Here is a 19,469-nt window from a genome sequence, read left to right as displayed (position 1 = left end):
AGAACTAAAAAATTAAAGTAAATGCAAAAAACAGTTTACGGTCAAGCTAGACTTTCTATCATCCCTATTCGAGCCAATGCTAGTCATAGTAGCGAAATGGTCAGCCAATTATTATACAATGAAACGTACACCATCTTAAAACAAGAAGAGGATTGGCTGTACATTGAATGTTTGCACGACGGCTATAAAGGTTGGATAGCTGAAAATCAAGTGCACTATATTTCTCAAGAAATCTTTGACACGCCATTCAAACGATATAACCCCGATTTAATTGAGTGGGACCAACAATTGGAACTCAATTTATTTATGGGTAGCCCTTTTTATGATCTTGCTCCTAGTATTGTACCTCCTATAGAACGAGTTTGCAATGCTGCCAAGCAATTTTTGAATAGTCCCTATCTTTGGGGCGGGCGTACAGGTGCAGGGGTTGATTGCTCTGGTTTGGTTCAAGTTGCGTTTAGAATGGGCAATATCTTGCTACCTAGAGATGCTGCTCAACAAGCCAAAGTCGGAAAAAAAGTTGCTTGGGAAGATCGCCAGCGAGGAGATGTAGCCTTTTTTAAAGACAAGACAGGAAAAATCACCCATGTTGGATTGCTTTTGAGTCCAGATACCATACTACACGCTTCGGCTTGGGTACGTATTGACAAAATTGATTCAGTAGGTATTTTTCATCAAAATATCTGCACTCATGAATTATCTTTAATAAAACGTATGCGCTAATTATCTAATAACAAAGCTGTTGGAAAAAACTTTCAAAAAAAATTGTTTTTTTTGTTCAAAAAATTTGCAGATATGAATAATTCCTTCGTATATTTGCATCGCATTAAACAAAGCGGGTGTGGTGAAATTGGTAGACACGCTAGACTTAGGATCTAGTGCCGCAAGGTGTGTGGGTTCGAGTCCCTCCACCCGCACCAACAGAATACGCAGGAAAGTGCAAGTTGCCGAATCGCTGAATTAGCATCATGATTCTCAGCTTGCACTTTTACTTTTTATCAAAAAAAAAATCAAGTTATGCCAACAATAACGCATGAGAATGTTGATGAGCTGAATGCTATTGTAACAATTGAGCTTTCTCAAGACGATTACTTGCCTAAAGTTAATTCTAAGCTAAAAGAATATCGCCAAAAAGCACAAATCAAAGGTTTCCGTCCAGGTAAAGTACCAATGGGCATGATCAAACGTAAATTTGGTACTACTGTTTTGGTAGAAGAAGTAAACGAGGCAATTGGTGAAAACTTAAACCAATATTTTAAGGATAACAATCTTAGAGTTTTGGGGCAACCATTAGCAATTGAAGATAAAAATCTAAAATTGAGTATCCACAAACCTTCTGATTATACATTTAAGTTTGAATTAGGTTTGGCTCCTGAGTTTGAGATCAAAGGTCTTTCTACTGATAATCAGCTTCCATTCTACGACCTTAGCGTTAGCGAAGAAGAATTAGAGGCTGAAATTGACAACGTTCGCAAAAAATACAGCAAAGGATTCCAAGAAGGAATTAATGATGTACAAGAAGATGACATGTTGGCCATCAGCTTAGAAGAATTGAACGAGAACGGTGACATCAAAGAAGGTGGTGTTGTAAAAGAAGAAACATTCTTGGCTTTGAGAGATATTGCCAATGAGGAACTTAAAGATAACTTGTTGAGTGCTACTCTAAGTGATTCTTTTGATATCGATGTTTTCACTATTGAGGACAAAGATGAAACTTACATCCGCAAACATGTATTGGGGATTGAAGAAGATCAAGAAATCAATAAAATGTTCCGTTTGACGATCAAAGAAATCAAACGTGTTGACAAAGCTGAATTGAACGAAGAATTCTTCAAACAGTTATTCCCTAACGAGGAAATTGATTCTGAAGAAGCCTTTAGAGAAAAAGTAAAATCAGAAATCTACAAAGGGTACAAACAAAGCTCTTTAAATCACTTTAGCAACTTAGTTTTTGACTTTTTATTGGAAGAAAACAAGTTAGACTTGCCTGTTGAGTTCTTGAAAAAATGGTTGAAAGAAACCAATGAAGGTATTACAGATGAATTCTTTGAAGGAAAAGAATTTGAGGCATTTATCAAGAATACAAACTGGTCGTTGTTGCGCGATAAACTAGCCGAAAAATATAAGGTTGAGGTGAATTACCAAGATGTAGAAGATGCTACTCGTGGCGAAATCTTGCGCTATTTCAACTATCAAATCCCTCCTTATGGCGAAATGATGGACAGTATGTTACAAAAAATATTGTCGGATAGAAAAGAGGTTAATCGTCGTTTCGAGGCGATTATGGATGAAAGAATCCTAGAAAAAACGTCTGAGGATATGGGTAAAGAGATGAAAGATGTTTCTAGAGAAGAGTTTGAGCAAATCTTGAAAGATTATCAAGCAAGCAAAAATCCCGCTCCTGTAGAAGAAAATACAGAAACAGAAGTTGAAGCATAAAAAATCTTATAAAAGATTTTCTCAATGTTAAAATATTATAAAGGCGTTTCACGTTAATTGTGAAACGCCTTTTTGTTTTTGTATCCTCCAATTTTTCGAGCTTTTTGATATATATAGTTAAATTTATTGCGTTTTGAATCTAACATTCAGCAAAAAAAATGTATAAAAATAAAACATAATTTTTATACTTAGTCAGTTTTTTTTCATATCTTAGAGCTTCAAATATATACCATGTTAATGAAAGTATTCTTGATACTTAACCATAAATTAATTTTGGCATTATATTTTAGGAATTATTAAAATAATTTCCCTTTTTTTAATTCTGAGAAACACCCATCCCAAAATAGATTAACGTCCTATAACAATCCCAAATGGAACAGCGAATCCCCTCATTTAAATTATCCTTGATTGATAATTGAAAATATTTTATTTATATTTGAACAGTTTTATTTACTTTTTATTATTGTGAATGAACGTTTTAGTTGTTAACCTTATTTAAATACTTTACCGTATGGCAAAATCAAAAATGGAGGTTTTTACCCTCAAAAATGGTAAACAAGAAATCAAACTTATTTACCCTGAATTACGCAAAGTGGTATTGATACTTCGCGCAATTGGTCATGACTTGCGCAAGAAAATCGTTGATCTTCTTCGTGAGAACGAAACAATGAATGTTACCGATATTTATGTAAAACTACGTATCGAACAATCTGTTGCTTCTCAACATTTGGCTATTTTACGAAAAGCTGGTATCGTCCTAACCAAGCGCAACGGAAAATTCATTTACTATACGCTAAACAATGAGCGTTTGGCTGAGGTATCTGTCTTAGTAGAACAACTTGCTGCCTAGAAATTTGTTGTCCCACAAATTTATTATAACAGCATTAAACAATTTTTTTTTAATTTTATCAAAACATATCCCCTTACAATGGAGTCACAAACCGTTATCATAGACGAGGATAAGCTGGAATTCGCAGCTGAAGTTATGCGCGCCTTAACGCATGATTTAAGATTACAAATCCTTTCTTTTATTGACAAGAATAAGAATATCAACGTTAATAAAATTTACAATACTCTTGGTTTAGAACAGTCAATTACTTCGCAACACTTGCGTATTTTGCGTCTAGCCAATATCGTAACACACGAAAGAAAAGGAAAACAAATTTTTTACAGTGTTAATTATGATTACATTAATAATATTGTAGGAGACATCAGTGTTTTTCTTTCAAAAATTTAATTGCAATCATTGCAAACGGATACAAAAAGCGGCACCCCTTTGGGCTGTCGCTTTTTACGTTACGATACTTGTTGCTTTCTAAACAATCGAATAAGTATATCCTCTGATTACAATTCTGTATTCTGTTGTATCATCTGTGCAAAGCTTTTTTGCTCTATTTTACTTTGGAGCCAAATTAAAATATTGAAGTTGTCCAACGTGATTTTATTCCGAGCTTCTTCTGGTAGTTGATCAAGTTGTTCGTACGTTTCTTTGTATAGTTTTTCTAGTGCTTGATCCTTGTAAACTAGTGGCAACTTTCGCACGAAATTCGATAGAATTGCTTCAAATTCTGAAAAATTTTTCTCCGTCCGCAACATCCGATGCAATCGTCTTGCGATGCTTTCTTGTAAATCAACATTCCCTAATTCATAATGGGCTAATAAATAAAGTAAGTTGATATGAAACGATTCTTTGTTCCAATCTAAGTTTTGATTCTGAAGAATTTTATAACAACAATCTTGTGATTTGTTGTAGTCTTCCATCAAAAAATATAGATAAGAAAGTTGATAGTATATCTTCATAATGCCAAATGCACCAATATCGTCACGAAATACTTCTAACTGCTCATGAAATCGAGCTAATTTCTCTTTGACTCGACCAAATTGGCAAGTTCGGTTGGCAATTGTCAATTCTAAATAAGCCTCATACCGAAACACTAACATTTTAATGGTTTTCGGTGCTTGCTTGGCGTATTTTTGAAAGATCTGTGGTAACCAATCAATTTTTTCTTCTGCTTCTTGGTATGCTCCTACATCAATTAAGATACTGATGTAATTGTGATAAACAATAATATAGGATTTTAGATTGTCTTTTAGAATAATTGGGTTGGCCTCAAATAAGTCGACAATTTGCTTGGCAAAAACCAAAGAGTCATCTAAGTTTCCTTCTACTTGTGAAAAAAAAATATGCGTATTATAAAAAAGCTGTCTAGCCAAAAAAGAAGTTGCTTGCTCTTTTTGAAGCAAAGGATTCAACTGCATCTGTTCCAGTTTTCTTTTTGATAATTTATCTCCAGACAAACTATATTTCTTATAATACAGAAAACAAAGGCTAGATACTCTCCAATAATTGTTATAACTAGCAGCTTGTTGCAACGCTCCTTCTACTTCTGCCCAACTTTGTTCAATGATTTTTTCATCAAAACTATAATAATGTGTTTGATTCAAGGTTCGTTCCCAAAAAATAAACAACGATTTAAATAAAAACTTGTCGGATTTATGTGCTAAGTTAATTCCTTTTTGAATAACTCCCTGACATTGTTCATACAACCCTTTTTGATACAATATTTCAATATCTTTTAACATATCTGCCAACTGGCTTGTGGTAGAGTTTTGACTATGATATTGACGTAAACTTTTCAGAATCAACTTATATAGATCACTTTTTGCCACTCCAAAATTCTTCATAAAAGCCCTCCCTTTAAATTTTTTTATTAACTGAGCTTCGTTATAAATTGATTGTTTTGAAATAGCATTCATCAATTCCAAGTAATTTTTTTCTCCTTTTTGCAAGCCCGCCATTAGTGTGAAATAGCGTTTTTCGGATTTAGACAAAGATTGAATCAAGTCAACTAGTTTCTTCATATATTTTATACTATGCTTTTTTACGAAAACCTCTTTACTAATATAGTTCGTCCAAATTACGAAGTAGTAACATGTTCAATTATCATGTTAAGAAACTAAAAAATATGCTTTTAACTAAATAATAGTCAATTAATTAATAAAAAATAACCTTTAAAAGAAAACTTATTAAATACAAATAGAGATTTGTTTCTATATTTCTAAATATCGACCTTAGTGCTCTGTGAAATTATTATCTAATAATTTTTAAGTGAGCCTTTTATCCGTGCTGCTCATTTCATCTTTATTATGTTGATAGTGCCACTATCCAAGACAAAGCAAATTCCTCAAAATTTTGTTTTTTAGCAAAATCATTAAAATATATCAACCTCCAAATATTATTGAGTGAGTTCTTCTCTGGTTCAACCTTCCCCACAAGGTTGAACCATTATTCTATGGGTGATATCAACCTTACATACTTTCTTAGCAATAGTATAGAACGTCTTTCGTTTTGAAGTTGTTTAAAATTAAGTAATAATCAAATATGAAATCACTTTTTGTCCTACTTTGCGTTGGATTTTGTCAAATAGCTACCTTTAGGGGTATACTCATATTAAAAAAGACGCAGTTTTAAACAACTTCATTATTAAATACTACAATTGATGGTTATTTTCTAAATTACTATTATAATCCTTTATTTCCTCTTTGAACTGTACATGTAAAAATGTTATACTCTGACAACATTGATTATAAATAGTTTTTTAAGAAGCAAGTGTTTAGAAAAAATATAGCTAAAAATAGACTTATTTTTATTATCATTTTTCTTGCTTACTTACTTTTAATTTTTGCTACAGGGCATTCAAATTTTAAGAACTCTATGAGAAAAGTATTAATCAATACCTTTATACTAACTTTAGTCGCACTTGCTATTTCGGGCATTGCATATACAAGTACTACAAGACGTATTCAAGGAGAAGCCATTATCATTATTCTTACACTCGCCCTAATAGCAGCAGTTCCAATAACGATGGGCTATATCATTGCTTCGGCATCACTTCGATCTCCCAATATTGTTTGGACAATCCTTAAGTTTTTTTTGTTTTTAGTCAATGGAGGCTTAATTATAGGAACAACTATATTAACCACCGCAATTCTCCCAGAAGAAGGAGCTGTTTTTGTTGGATATCCTTATATTTTGGCTGGAATTTACACGTATTATCAAACCATAAAAATCATCCGTTCCCCCTCTTATATTGAAACACAAGCTCTGCCAGACAATGATCTTCTAGATGATTTTTTAATGGACTCAAAATAGCAATCATAAGCAATCCATAATAGATATTATTAATCACTCATTTTATTCTCACAAATCAATTCTAATGAATACTTTTTTTGCACGTTCCCTCCTATTTTTAACACTACTTTTAATCGGTTCTTATTCCTCCAAAGCGCAAGATCTTAGTAAGATTGCTCATTCAATACTTGGCAAATGGGTTGTTGACTACGAAGCAACTCAAGCACTAAGTCTATGTAGTCAAAAGAAAAATGCAAGCTATATTAAAACACTCAAAAAATGGAACACCATATTCAAATTTAGAAAAAATAACATTCTAATTACCTGGGAAACAGACCCTTCTAGCAAAAAAAACTACGAAAAATAAATTTTCTTGGAGTCTGAAGAAAAAAGACCTTCCTCCCGAAAAGCTAGAACAATTCAAACAACACTCAGACTTTGACACGATCCTAAAACAAGGTTATTACATTGAACTAAGTATTTTGGAGCATGGCCGTCCGAGACCCGATAGAATGGTTATCTTAAAATTAGAAAAAGACCGATTAGTTATTCTAGATGTTGGTTGTCCAGTTGCTCTAAAGAAGTAATGCTTGTCTTTTGGCATCTATAACAAATTCATAGTAAGAAAATAGGGAGCAATGCTCCCTATTTTCTTATTCAACTGATTCCATGACCATTTTTCTATCCCCTAAATCTATTTCTTGTTTCAGTATTTTTCTTGAAGTTCTATCGATATAATACGTGCTTACTGTTGAGTTATTAGAAATATCATCTGTTGTTTCTACGACCCAAACTTGTTTTTTCTTTCCTTTAAAAGAAATCGTCATTTTTTTCACACTTCTAATTGTAGCTCTAACAACCCCAATTTTTGCAGTAGGGTTATAATCAAAAATCGATATGGTATTAGAATAACCGTTTTTAAGTGGCAACAATCTTACGAGTTCAGGATAAAAATTACTATCAAAAAAAGAGGCGTTTGTTTTCTCAGAAATAGGAGTTTTAATGGCTGTTTTTTTGTCTAAATAATACCCTGTTACCTTTTCTCCAAAATTCAAAACCATATCTCTTTGAGCATTAAAAGAAGAATGATAAATGGGCTCAAAGTTCAATACCCCAACAACCGTACTATCGATCCATTGTACAGGGGATTGCTTCATGCTTATTGTTTTGATAATCTGTATCTTTTCTTTGTCTCTTTGAATTTTAGTTTGAATGTTTCCTATCGGTATTTTTAGAGAATCATTGAGCATAAACCAATCCATTTCAGATGTCTCAGATTGTATCAAGTTCTTTTTGGCAGGATTATACAAAGGACTTAAAGGAGTTTTTTGACTAAAGGCAGGGCTACAAGCGCCTATCACGATTAGCCAAACGTAGAATGTGTATTTCATTGATTAACTATTTTATTCCAATGTGCAATTAGATGTTGACAATTTATTCTAACAAAGCCAATTTGGCTTCATTTTTTAAGCTATTCTAGCTATGACTAAATGTAGTAACTTTTCTGTTTCAACAGGAACAAAACAACTATCTATATATATATTTACGACGAATTCTATTGTTTTTTCGATTTACTAAAATCTCCTTTTGCCCATTGCTCTTGCAATTGAAGATATTTTTCTTGAGGATGACAAGTTACCCAATCAATGTTATTCGCTTTGCATACTTTAATGTGAAACAACAATCCAATCAAAGGATGTCCTATGATAAATAAAAAACTCCAGTGTCCAATCCAATTTGCCAGAAGAAAAGAAATACTTACATAAAAAATAAACTTTCCAGGTATCTTCCATTTGGGGCGTACAAATCGTCCTGTGTGACAATAGCCAACAGTCCAGATTAGTATGGCAATAAGAACATATAACAGTTCTATATTCATAATTCTCTTAGTTACATTTTAAGACTAATTTAGCTTAAAGCGAACAGGCAAATTATACTTGACACGAACCTCTTTCCCATTCTGTCGCCCAGGAATCCATTGCGGCATCAGACGAACTAACCGAAGACACTCTTTTTCCAATGGTTCACAGATTCCCCTAATCGCACGAACATCGACAATCCTTCCATCCTCCATAACCGTAAAACTAATCACAACCATACCCTCCGCAGCATTTTCACGAGCAAATGAAGGATATTGAATATTGCTATAAATAAACTTCAATAGCTTTTGATCGGCACACTTTTTCTTAGCCTTATGGTCGCCCTCTTCTGCTTCACAACCAGGGAATCGTGGCATTTCATCTACAATAACATCATTCTCACTCAATTCTGCTTCCTCTACTTCCAATGTTTGTTGAATGATAGAGTCTGCTTTATACATACCTTCATTCACTACCATCCCCAACGTATCGTATTCCACAAAAGCACCTTCTCGCAAATCATCCTTCCAATAAAGTTCACTTTCCACCTTTCCATTTTGGTAATAATACTTCCAAAGTCCTTGTTTTTCTCCTTTGGTATATATTCCTTCAGAATAAAGCTTTCCATAACTGTAGAATTTCCAGATACCTTCTTTGTAATTGTTCTTATAATTCCCTTCCGAAGTTTTAAGTCCATCATCTGACCAACTCATATACGAACCATGCAAAACGTCCCTATCCTCATATTTATATGTACTTAAGGAGGTAATTTGCCTTTTTTCAGGGTAAATACTTCTTACAATATACGCTTCTTCTCCCCTGACAGAATTTATCCCCAAATACCACGCATATACTTTTGTCTCCGTTGGTTCTAAAAAGTCGTCGTAAGCATTTTCATAGGGATTTTTTTCAGCAGTTGTTTTAGTTGCTTTCTGAGTCGAATTACAATTGACAACTAAAATAGAAAGAGCAATTAATGCCATTAATTGTTTCATGTTGTTTGATTTAGTTTTGGTTTCAGTAAAATAGAGATCGTTTTGTGCCGACAACAAGTCAGTACAAAGTGACAAAGATAATAATTATGCCCTTTAATTTATCAACAAAATATGTATTTAGCCTGCTTCTTGAAACGATTGGCACTTAGCTCCCTTTTGTTAACAGACGATTGTTATCATAAATCAAAGCCAATAAAACCCATAAAGCCCCAAATCCTTCCCACAAAGCGATTAACAAAAGTGCATCTTGATCCTGAACGACACACCAATAGACCAATACAGGTACTGTGATCAATAACCTAAAAACAATGGTTATCTTAAAAAAAATAATCACTCTATGGTAAGCCATGTATAAATAGTAAGCTCCCATATTTGTTGAAGCAATACCACTCAAAACAATAATTGATCTCAACTCAGTTGTATCAACCGAAAATAGGTTCAAACGCTCTACCATATAACTAGGGTGAAATATCGTTGTTATGCCTAATATAAATGCCATACCACCAAATACAGCCATAGCAATACGAGATTGCTGATAAGAACAAGTTCTGCGTTTCATACAATACTTTTTAGTAGCTTGACTCTTAGTGAACACAAGCTTAGTTTTAAAAAGCTGAAAACCTCCTTAAGAGATGATCAGTTATTCTTTTTTTCTAGGTATTGTTTTAATTGTCTTAACAAGGTGAGATGAGCGTTTCGTGCGGTTTTGGTAACAAAACTTGATAGACCTAAGGGGGCGTTTATCGTTACTTGTTCTAAGATATGAGTATGATTAGTATTACTTGCTGTGAATTGATAAGTGCAAGATAGGGAAATACTAGGAAAGCTTCTTACTGTAAAAATGCATGTATTTTCTTCTTCTAATAAAACGCGATGTGCCAAATAAGTTTTAGGGATAAAAATAGATTTCCATACTTTTACCCGTTCTTGAATTTCAAATATCGTCACATTTTGCCCTTCTTCATCCCGAAACTGTTGTGCAATTCTTACACTTTTGAGCAAAGGGTGCAAATGCACATGATTTTGCAAATCACTAAAAAAACTAAAAACATCTGCTAGCGTTCGTTCTACTACTATATCTATTTCGTAACTAGTTTTTTTTATAATTGCGTTCATAAAATCATGATTCTTTGATCATTCGATATTAATATGTTATCGCCAATAAGAATTTACAATATCTCTCTTAATCCTTTTATAAGGGTTCTATCGGTCGTAATTGATGGTTTCCAGCTGAATTGGAGTAGGATTTAAACGAATCCACTTCACAGCAATTTCACACAACCTTGCTGTGCTCCCCGATTTTCGTTTAATCTCTTTAATCAGTCCTGTAAGTTCTTTCAAAATATCTTGTTCAATTTCTTGCCCAAACTGAACAAACTCGTAGAAAGCATCTGCCATTCTTTTGTAATCACTATCCCAATTTATGCCACCATTTCCATCCAATTCATTGGCAATTCGACCAGAAATTCGAATTACTTCTCCTTGAATTGTTTGAGCTGGTCCACTAGAGGGAACTAAGAAATTCCAAAGCTCTTGATGTTGTTGCTGCCAGGTTGTTGCTTGTACAGAAATAGGTGATTTTCCGTCATGTATTCTTCTTCTTTTTACAGGAGTAACATCAAATAAAATATATAGCTCGTCTAGAGCATTGCTTACCTCATCAACAAGATCTTGATTAAAGTTATTTCTGTGAAACTCAAATTGTTCTCCGATTTCTCTAACCAATTTTTTAGTCAATGGGCTTAATGTTGCTTTTGCATTGATCAGAATTTTAGCAATTTCAAGTACACGAATGATAGTAACATTCTGACAAAACCTTAAGGTCAACTCTAAAGGAGTTAAGTTATCTCTATTCAAAGCATCAATTGAAGCTCCCCTTTCTACTAATATTTGGGTATTTTTTACATGGTGTGAAGAAACTGCTGCGTGCAAAGGAGTCCCTATTGAACTTCCATTATCATGAATATCTGCCCCAAGTTCTAATAAACTTTCAATATTTCCTAAACGACTTTTAGCTCTATTATGAAGTGGCGTATTTCCCCAAGTATCTCTTGCTTTTAAATTCGCACCATGCTCGACCAACCACTTCGCTAACTCATGTGGACATTGGTCAAACGCCAGTGCTGTTTTTTTGCCATAACCTCCATATGCGTCCAATTCACATTTATCAAATACCTTGATTAACTCCTCTATACTTGCTTCTTTTAAGAGTGTCTCAAAATTTTTAGGAAGCGTTTTTCTTTTTCTTGCCATATTGTGATTCGTTAATGGTAAGAGACAATATACCAGTTATTTTCCACTCCATTCACAATCGTAGATTTTTCTTCATCGCGAACCACTCTTACCCCAGTTTTATACAAACGAATAAATGATATAAAAAGCCCTCTAAGACCATCATTGACATAAGGCGTATAGGTTTCTATAATTACTTTTTTCTCTTCTTTGTTGTGTTCTATACATTTGAAATAACCTGCGTATCCATTTCTATGATTCATATCATACATTGGACCTAATACCTCTAAAAACTTATCCAATGTCTCCAAGCCTTCGGGCGTTACAATTTCATCTGCCGCAGATTTGCCTAGCTCAAAAATGGTATTTACACCATACTCTCTTTCAATTCTTTTATAAAATCGAATTAAAATATCTAGCTTATACCACTCCTCTAGTTTAGGGTCCGCAATCCCCTCCTCTTCGAGCATTTTTAGGAGGTTTTTCTTAATAAAATTAGGTTTGGCGAAAATAGGATTAAATGCAGATTGCCCGATAAATTCAGTGTTGGGATCAATAGGCTCTAGCATATCTTTAATTTTATGGTTATGAATATAATAAGTCTCTTCAATAAATGTTGTTGCTATTTCAATAATACAATTAAGTAATCAAGCAGGTTAAAACAAGCTTTTCTGATAAAGAGTACAAAAGGCTGTTTACTTCGTGAGATCGCTTTGTTTAGTTAGCTGTGCTACTACTACATGTACTTGTTATTTTTTTTAAACGATTACTTATCGTGAATAATACAACGCTATCCTTAACAAGGATTAATATATAACCTTTCTCCAAATTATCAAAACAACTAGGTATACTGTTTAATAAATTATAAGTAAGTGGACAGGAAAAAATATAGTTAAAAATGTAATTGTTTTTAGTGCTGTTCAAAGAAAAGAATTGAAGTTTTACCTGCGGTGCTACTTCGTGGTAGCGGGCTAAAACGAGATTTTTTGATGAAGAACAGTGCAAAAAGGATTCTATTTTGCCTATAAATTTTTATAAACGATTATTTATTGTTTGTAAAAAACCTTTAAATCCAATTGATGATTTTTCAAAAGCCAATCCCCATTCTAATCATTTCTTCAAATATTAAAAGGTTACTTTTTTACTCCTAAGGCATTAACAGGAAGAATAATTAAATTTCTATAACAAATAATATTCCGTTGACTACCTACGGTGCTACTTCGTAGTTTCAACGGAGTGATGAACAAATTAACCCACTTTAATTTATGAAATACATCCTATGCCTCCTGATTTTCTTTCTATTTTTAGAAAAACCCCATGCTCAAATAGTACGTATAGACTACCTTATGGAGACAGTCCCCCAACTGGTTGCTCCTATTTCCAATACTCCACTAGCCCAAAACCAGTATCCCATTTCGATGCATTATGGAAGTGCTCAGATTAAAAATCTTGACATCATCACAAAACTTAAGCGAAAAACCATTACAAGAATTGATTTAATTTACACTGCCTACAAACGTTCCAATAAGTTTGAACAACACTCCCTTAATCGGCAAAGAATTCAAACCTTAAAGCGCCACTTTCCTATTGTATTTGATAACAACCTAATTCAGTGGAATTTTATCGAACAACAAACGACCGATTATCAAATGGCAGAAGATTTATTTCATGGATTTATGGTGTATACTACTGAACCTGCTGAAGTTTCAGCACCCAATTCATCAACCATCTCTGAATCTAGCAATGGTCGCTCGAAACTTTCTACAGAAGAAGAAATTGTCATTATTAAGAAGATACTCGAAGAAGCTTTTGGCTCCTCTAGTGGTACTTTTGCAAGTGAGTCGCCGCTATCTGGTGGAGGGGGAACATATGAAGCTCCCAAAACCATTATCAAAATAGATACCCTTATTAGTAAACGTGTTATTAAAAATACAACTCGACGTTTCACAGGGCTTTATCTCCCTAGAAATAAACGTTTGCTAGAAAAAGGCAAACGATTTAAAAGACCTGGTCTATTCAAGCTTCGAAAAAAAGAGTCTTTAGATCCAGATCCTGCTTTGGATAAAACTGTTTATGATACTACCTTTACAGAATCAGAGATTTATGAAGAAGGCTCTACAACACGGTCTATAATTAGTACTCTTTCTAAAAGCGGATATTCTGGTGGCTGGTCCCCCGGCAGAAGTAGTTATCGCCAACATTTGCAAGATACTGTTGTACTAAGGGTTTTAGAAAAGCGAAAAACTCGTTGGGAAAATCATATTATTGTGGAAGATGTTACAGGGAGTATGTATCCTTATATTGCACAAACTTTTATTTGGAGACGCAACAACTTTGAGCGTTTAAACGCTCCCCCATTTGTCTTTTTTAACGATGGGGACACTGGTCCTAATGGTTATGAACACATTGGTAATATTAAAGGCATTTACGATATTCAAGACGATAGTATCGAAGTTGTTGAAGAAGTTTGTTATAGTACCATGCGCAAAGGTTCTGGTCGAGATGCGCCAGAAAACAATTTAGAAGCTGTGATTAAGGCTTTAAAAAAATACCCTGACAATGAAGGCATTGTTATGATTGCAGACAATTTTGCGCCTGTAAAAGATATTAAATTATTATCCAAAATTGATATTCCTATCCAAATTATTCTTTGTGGTGTGGAACGCTCTGGAGGTCGAATTCATGCGGATTATCTAAAAATTGCCATAAAAACCAAAGGTGCCATTTATACGATGAACGATGATTTCGAAGCCTTATCCGAACTAGAAGGAGGCAACACTATAAAAATCGGAGATCAAAAATTTAAGCTAACAGGGGACGAACTTCTTTTAGTACATTAAAAACAAAGAGCCATTCTAGGAATTATTTACTTGGATGGCTTTCTTGTTTAACAAAATCAAAGTATGCATTACTTAAAAACTACCTGATAATCATAGGTCATTCCTGGATCACATATTTCAAGAGTTCCTTTTAGGGCATCAGAAATTACTTGTTGTGCTTTCTCTTTATGATAACGACTTAATTCAACTTTTAACCACTTATCTCTTACTTTTGGGGACTCCCCTCCTCCTATACTTTTTACCCAAATAAATTCTTGTTTTTCACTTCGATCTTTCAGACCAATATATTTTTCGCTACAAGGGGCATTGTATATTCCCTTATAAGATATAGTTTTTTGTCGAAGTAATTTCACTAAGCTTGTTTTTTCAATTTCTTTTTCAAGCTTTTCAATCGTTATAATATCTAAAGGTACTCCCTCATCGACTCCTTGTAGATTATTTTTGATATTGACTTGAGGCAGTTTAGGCAAAGCCCAGTCTCTGACCTCAAAAGAATACATTTTCTCCCATTTTTTATTGAAAGTATAAATTTGAAAAGTATTTATACTAGAATTATCATCATGGTAACAAACAAAACCAATTTCATCAGTTCCATTGCCATCTATATCTCCAATTTTTTCTAGCCAAGCAAGACCAAAATCGCCAATATTTTTTAAGGTATCAACTAAAGAAGCGTTATCTACTAAAAATGAATAGTTTTCGCCAATTTCATGTCTAAAATAAGCATAGCTACCAACAGGGATATTTTCGTAAAATTTATTGGTTTCTTTTCTTGTTTTAAGACTGACGAATTTTTCTGTCAGAGTATCTATCTTACCATCTCCATCAAAATCACCACTAATTTTAAAACGATATCCCCAAATAGCTTTCCCCATAACTTCTTCAATACGCTCCTCTTTAATCACCTCTTTTGGAGTTACTTTTATCGAATAATTGGACTCTTGTTCCGTACTTTTTTCCGAATTCTGATTGCATGAAAAAATAAAGATTGATAAAAATAAAAGTAGTCCCCCTTTACAAGTAATACTCATCATAAATTTTGGATTTTATTGTTTTGCCGCCTCTTCACTTTCTTAAATTTGAACTCATAATTTCTCGAATTTTCAACAACTTAAGTTTTTACTTTTACTAAATGAAAAAAGTTGCTATTTTAAAAGTCTAATAAACTTGTGCTTGAACCTAAGCATATCATTATCAACAATCAAAAAAGAATGAAAAGCATGAAACAATTTAAAATTTTAGGATTACTCTTCCTTAGTTGCTTGGGCTGGGCGTGCAATAAAGACAATAGTACCAATCCTGATTGCATTGGTTCTTTTACAGACCCCAGAGATGGCAAAGTTTATACTACAGCTATAATCGGTCTACAATGTTGGATGACAGAAAATATGCGTTTTGAAATGACGGGCGACTTAATCAACCCTATGAATCCGACAAACCAATATGGCAGATTGTATACGTACAATCAAGCCTTAAATGTTTGTCCTGATGGTTGGCACTTGCCTTCAGATGAAGAGTGGATTGCCTTAGAACGCTTTTTAGGAATGTCTAAGACAGAAGCTGATTTTGTTGGTTCTAATAGAGGCAATAACGAAGCTGCCTTATTAAAATCTACTTCTGGATGGTCTGATTTGAATGGCACGAATGACTTTGGTTTTAATGCTTTTCCAGCAGGTTCTAATAACAATGGTAATTTTCAAAACTTAGGGGACAATGCCCGTTTTTGGTCCCACACAGGTTCTGGCGCCAATACTGCTTACTCTAGAGTTTTCTTTCATAACACACAGCAAATTGCACGTTATAGAGATAATGTGAATTTCGCCTATTCGTGTCGCTGTTTAAAAAATTAAACTACTTTTATCATTACTTCGGAATAACAGCGTAACTAACTAAAAGCAAAGCGCTCACGAAGTAACCTAACAATATCAACACACATGTTTCGATTCACACTGACCTGTTTTATTCTATCTACTTGCTTACATCTAAAAGCGCAACAAATAGATACTATCTCATTTGTATTGACCTCTTTTAACAATATTTATATTCCTGCTCTTTTAAATCAAAAAGATAGTCTAAAAATGATGTTTCACACAGGAGAGAGTGGTGTCTCCATCATTGAAGAAGTATTTAACAAGATCGCTACTAAAAAAAACGCTACCAGTACAGAAGCCAATAGTTGGGGCGGAAAAGGGACTGCTAAATTTTTTAAAAACAACACATTCTCTATTGGGAATCATCGTTTCGATAGTCTAGTCGTATGGGTGGACAAACATTCAGGACAACTAACCGATGGTAAGTTTGGACCACTTCTTTTTAAGGGAAAAATGATTGAAATTAACTACCATGATAAAAATTTTGTTATCTATGAAAGTGCCCCGTCAAAACAACATTTAAAACAGTTTCAAAAGTTTCGATTAACACAAGAAAAAGACTTGTTATTTATTGAAGGAAAATTAAACATTGGGCGACAAAGGTTGCAACAAAAATTTATGATTCACACAGGCTATGGAGGAACAATTTTACTGGACGATGCCTTTGCTCAAAAACATCAATTAGGGCGTCTCTTAAAGATTACCAATGAAAGTACGCTAAAAGATGCTTATGGCAATACCTTAACAACTAAAAAAGCCGTCTTACCCTCATTCAAGATTGGGCGTACTAAGTTTAAAGCACTCCCAATTAGCTTTTTTGAAGGTTCCATTGGACGGCAAAAAATAAGCGTTCTTGGCAATGGGTTATTGAAACACTATAATATGATCTTAGATATAGAAAACAGCTTGGTGTATTTAAAACCTAATCATCTATTTGAACAATAGACCTTCTTAAGCCTTATATGCCTATACATTAGATAGAGTCTTTAAGAAGATTCTATCTAATGTTCGTTTCACAAAAGTTGTTTGCCCAGTAATCAATTGATTTTTATTTTTGGCAATGTTTTACTTGCAGTTGCAAAACTTCATCACCATACATATCAGTATATCCCTGTTTGAGCGCATTGTCTAAATCCTCACAAGCCTTAGCGATCTTTTTCTTCTCAATCCAAATCAATGCTCTAATTTTATATGCATAAGGATTGCCAGGAAAGAGTTTAATTGATTTATCAATATCTTTCATAGCTGCATTTAGTTGCCCTAATTTTAATTTACTAAAACTCCGATTGCTATACCCTAAAGGCTCATTGGGTGAAATTTTGAGAGCTTGATCAAAGTACTCTACAGCCTCTTTGTGTCTGTTCAATCCTTGGTATTTAAAGCCAATATTAATGTATGCAGGAAAATACAAGCTATCAATTTCAACTACCTTAATTAGATACCTTAAGGTTTCCTCCCCTTTCCCAACTTCATCAGCTACCATTCCCAAATTGGTCAAAACGGCTAAGTTAGTAGAATCTAGTGCGTAAGCTTCCATTAAATCTTGGTAAGCCCCTTCATAGTTCATAATTCTAGTTTTTGCCCCTGCTCGGTTCGACAAATAACTAACTCGCATTTCTTCTGTTTTTGCCAGTCGAATGGCTTCTGTATAATCTTTAATCGCATCTTCAAAGCCTCTCAAATGCAACAACAAATTAGCTCGGTCGTTGTATAACAGTGCTTCTTCTGGAAATTTTTCTAATGCCACACCATAAATTGCATAAGCCTCTTGATAGGCTTTTAACTGAGTTTTTAACTCTGCCCAAACCGCATAATAATCGGCTTGATTAGGATCTAATTTAAGAGCTTGTTCAATTTCAGTTAACGCAGCTTTGTAGTTCTCTTTATCATAAAGTTCTAATGCTTTTTCAAAATAATCGGCTGCCGTCTGAGAAAAAGCAATATTGGCAAGCAATACGTAAAAAAGACAAAGTAATGTTTTCATTGTTTTAGTTTTAGTTTGATAATTCCTTATAATAAGACAAAAATCCAAAAACTCAGAATAGTTTTTGGATTTTTTATCCTAATACTCCGTTGATTTTTTATTTTTTCTACGAAAAACGTAAAAAAGCATCTTGTATTAGTTTGATTACCAGTCTTTTAGTGCAAAGGTTAATAAAAATACATCTTGCTGATAATCAAACTAATACGATTTTTCAACGGAGTAATGTTATCCTACTTGTAGTCTTTATTAGTCTACAATCGTAACCAAGTCATCTTTGCTCTTGCGCACTTTTTCTAGGTTTACCAACCAGTCTTTCTCAGTATCTCTATATCCAACTGTCATCATCACACAGCTTCTAAGCCCTTTGGATCTCAAATCTAAGATTTCATCCAGTTTAGCAGGATCAAATCCCTCCATAGGAGTACTATCTACTTCTTCAAAAGCTGCTGCCGTCAATGCTGCCATCAATGCAATATAGGCTTGTCTTGCAGCATGATTAAAGTTTTCTTCAGCATCTCTCTGAGGATAAATATTTAATAATTGCTGGCGATAATTCTCCCATCCTTCGTTCTTAAATCCACGTACTTCATTGACCAAGTCAAACATTTTATTAATTCGATCTTCTGTATACGTATCCCAAGCAGCAAAAACCAATAAGTGAGAACAATCCGATACAACAGATTGATTCCAAGCAATTGCCTTGATTTTTTCTTTTACCTCTTGGTTGGTAACTACAATAATTTCGAAAGGTTGTAATCCACTAGAAGTTGGAGCCAAATTGGCAGCCTCTATAATGGTATCAATTTTCTCTTGAGGTACCTTTTTACCATTCATTGCTTTGGTAGCATAACGCCAATTTAACTTGTCTAATAATTCCATTTTTATTGTTTGTTCTTTAATGATTAAATTATAATACTCCGAAACAAGCAAAACTTAAATTGGTTCTAGAAAAATTATTTTGTACAAAGACTTAACATTTTATTAACTCATATTTCCTGTTGCCATTCCCCATAACACCTCCATTATCTATCTAATTTTTCCATTCTTAGATAAGAGGCTAAACCATGAAAGATCTTACAACAAATAGAACTTTGTTAAATCTTAGCCATTTTTTTAT

Annotated in this window: 20 protein-coding genes and 1 tRNA gene; 10 read left to right on the top strand and 11 right to left on the bottom strand. The window is 33.7% G+C overall.

The genetic code is table 11. The features are described 5' to 3' along the window. Window positions 1-21 precede the first annotated feature (21 nt). From CG11_RS25790 to CG11_RS25770, 5 genes are all read left to right on the top strand, one after another. Window positions 22-723 (top strand): C40 family peptidase, encoded by a 702-nt coding sequence (locus tag CG11_RS25790; protein WP_052599848.1) that lies wholly within the window; start codon window positions 22-24, stop codon window positions 721-723. 112 nt (window positions 724-835) lie between these two features. Then, a tRNA-Leu gene (locus CG11_RS25785) sits at window positions 836-920 on the top strand. Window positions 921-1,017: 97 nt separating this feature from the next. Continuing rightward, window positions 1,018-2,439, top strand: a complete 1,422-nt coding sequence (gene tig / locus CG11_RS25780) for a trigger factor (protein WP_052599847.1) — start codon at window positions 1,018-1,020, stop codon at window positions 2,437-2,439. Between the two features lie 511 nt (window positions 2,440-2,950). After that, window positions 2,951-3,289: a helix-turn-helix transcriptional regulator gene (locus CG11_RS25775; RefSeq protein WP_052599846.1), complete on the top strand. Its 339-nt coding sequence runs from the start codon at window positions 2,951-2,953 to the stop codon at window positions 3,287-3,289. Between the two features lie 78 nt (window positions 3,290-3,367). Next, window positions 3,368-3,676 (top strand): helix-turn-helix transcriptional regulator, encoded by a 309-nt coding sequence (locus tag CG11_RS25770; protein WP_052599845.1) that lies wholly within the window; start codon window positions 3,368-3,370, stop codon window positions 3,674-3,676. 107 nt (window positions 3,677-3,783) lie between these two features. Here CG11_RS25770 and CG11_RS25765 read toward each other — a convergent pair whose 3' ends face one another. Beyond that, window positions 3,784-5,301: a hypothetical protein gene (locus tag CG11_RS25765; RefSeq protein ID WP_052599844.1), complete on the bottom strand. Its 1,518-nt coding sequence runs from the start codon at window positions 5,299-5,301 to the stop codon at window positions 3,784-3,786. 853 nt (window positions 5,302-6,154) lie between these two features. Here CG11_RS25765 and CG11_RS25760 point away from each other — a divergent pair. Beyond that, window positions 6,155-6,592: a hypothetical protein gene (locus CG11_RS25760; protein ID WP_052599843.1), complete on the top strand. Its 438-nt coding sequence runs from the start codon at window positions 6,155-6,157 to the stop codon at window positions 6,590-6,592. Between the two features lie 64 nt (window positions 6,593-6,656). Further along, window positions 6,657-6,938 (top strand): hypothetical protein, encoded by a 282-nt coding sequence (locus tag CG11_RS25755; RefSeq protein WP_052599842.1) that lies wholly within the window; start codon window positions 6,657-6,659, stop codon window positions 6,936-6,938. 286 nt (window positions 6,939-7,224) lie between these two features. Here CG11_RS25755 and CG11_RS25750 read toward each other — a convergent pair whose 3' ends face one another. The 7 genes from CG11_RS25750 to CG11_RS25720 all read right to left on the bottom strand — a co-directional run bounded on the left by CG11_RS25750 (window position 7,225) and on the right by CG11_RS25720 (window position 12,226). Further along, entirely contained in the window at window positions 7,225-7,962 is a 738-nt protein-coding gene (locus CG11_RS25750) for a hypothetical protein (RefSeq protein WP_052599841.1), read from the bottom strand. A gap of 164 nt (window positions 7,963-8,126) precedes the next feature. Next, complete coding sequence (locus CG11_RS25745) at window positions 8,127-8,450, bottom strand: hypothetical protein (protein WP_197043943.1); 324 nt, start codon at window positions 8,448-8,450, stop codon at window positions 8,127-8,129. A gap of 24 nt (window positions 8,451-8,474) precedes the next feature. Next, entirely contained in the window at window positions 8,475-9,425 is a 951-nt protein-coding gene (locus CG11_RS25740; RefSeq protein WP_052599839.1) for an energy transducer TonB, read from the bottom strand. A 145-nt stretch (window positions 9,426-9,570) separates the two neighbouring features. Beyond that, on the bottom strand, window positions 9,571-9,984 hold the full coding sequence (locus tag CG11_RS25735) for a hypothetical protein (RefSeq protein WP_052599838.1): 414 nt from the start codon (window positions 9,982-9,984) through the stop codon (window positions 9,571-9,573). 77 nt (window positions 9,985-10,061) lie between these two features. Beyond that, window positions 10,062-10,541: an SRPBCC family protein gene (locus CG11_RS25730; RefSeq protein WP_052599837.1), complete on the bottom strand. Its 480-nt coding sequence runs from the start codon at window positions 10,539-10,541 to the stop codon at window positions 10,062-10,064. A gap of 87 nt (window positions 10,542-10,628) precedes the next feature. Then, entirely contained in the window at window positions 10,629-11,678 is a 1,050-nt protein-coding gene (locus tag CG11_RS25725) for an ankyrin repeat domain-containing protein (RefSeq protein ID WP_052599836.1), read from the bottom strand. 11 nt (window positions 11,679-11,689) lie between these two features. Beyond that, entirely contained in the window at window positions 11,690-12,226 is a 537-nt protein-coding gene (locus CG11_RS25720) for a hypothetical protein (RefSeq protein WP_052599835.1), read from the bottom strand. A 696-nt stretch (window positions 12,227-12,922) separates the two neighbouring features. On the opposite strand from CG11_RS25720, the gene CG11_RS25715 reads away from it, so the two are divergent. Next, on the top strand, window positions 12,923-14,497 hold the full coding sequence (locus tag CG11_RS25715; RefSeq protein ID WP_156039904.1) for a hypothetical protein: 1,575 nt from the start codon (window positions 12,923-12,925) through the stop codon (window positions 14,495-14,497). 68 nt (window positions 14,498-14,565) lie between these two features. Here the strand turns inward: CG11_RS25715 and CG11_RS25710 are convergent, their stop codons facing one another. Further along, complete coding sequence (locus tag CG11_RS25710; protein ID WP_156039903.1) at window positions 14,566-15,402, bottom strand: hypothetical protein; 837 nt, start codon at window positions 15,400-15,402, stop codon at window positions 14,566-14,568. 315 nt (window positions 15,403-15,717) lie between these two features. Between CG11_RS25710 and CG11_RS25705 the strand changes: the two genes are divergently transcribed. Next, window positions 15,718-16,347 carry an FISUMP domain-containing protein gene (locus CG11_RS25705; protein WP_052599832.1) on the top strand — a complete coding sequence of 210 codons (630 nt, stop codon included), beginning with the start codon at window positions 15,718-15,720 and terminating at the stop codon, window positions 16,345-16,347. Between the two features lie 84 nt (window positions 16,348-16,431). Further along, window positions 16,432-17,313 carry an aspartyl protease family protein gene (locus tag CG11_RS25700; RefSeq protein ID WP_052599831.1) on the top strand — a complete coding sequence of 294 codons (882 nt, stop codon included), beginning with the start codon at window positions 16,432-16,434 and terminating at the stop codon, window positions 17,311-17,313. Between the two features lie 103 nt (window positions 17,314-17,416). Here CG11_RS25700 and CG11_RS25695 read toward each other — a convergent pair whose 3' ends face one another. Beyond that, window positions 17,417-18,352: a tetratricopeptide repeat protein gene (locus CG11_RS25695; RefSeq protein ID WP_052599830.1), complete on the bottom strand. Its 936-nt coding sequence runs from the start codon at window positions 18,350-18,352 to the stop codon at window positions 17,417-17,419. 246 nt (window positions 18,353-18,598) lie between these two features. Beyond that, window positions 18,599-19,231: a nitroreductase family protein gene (locus CG11_RS25690; RefSeq protein WP_052599829.1), complete on the bottom strand. Its 633-nt coding sequence runs from the start codon at window positions 19,229-19,231 to the stop codon at window positions 18,599-18,601. Window positions 19,232-19,469 lie beyond the last annotated feature (238 nt).

Origin of the sequence: Aureispira sp. CCB-QB1 (assembly GCF_000724545.1) — a bacterium.
GTDB lineage: Bacteria > Bacteroidota > Bacteroidia > Chitinophagales > Saprospiraceae > Aureispira.
The sequence above is the reverse complement of the archived record's forward strand: the minus strand, read 5'-3'. Positions and strand labels throughout refer to the sequence as shown.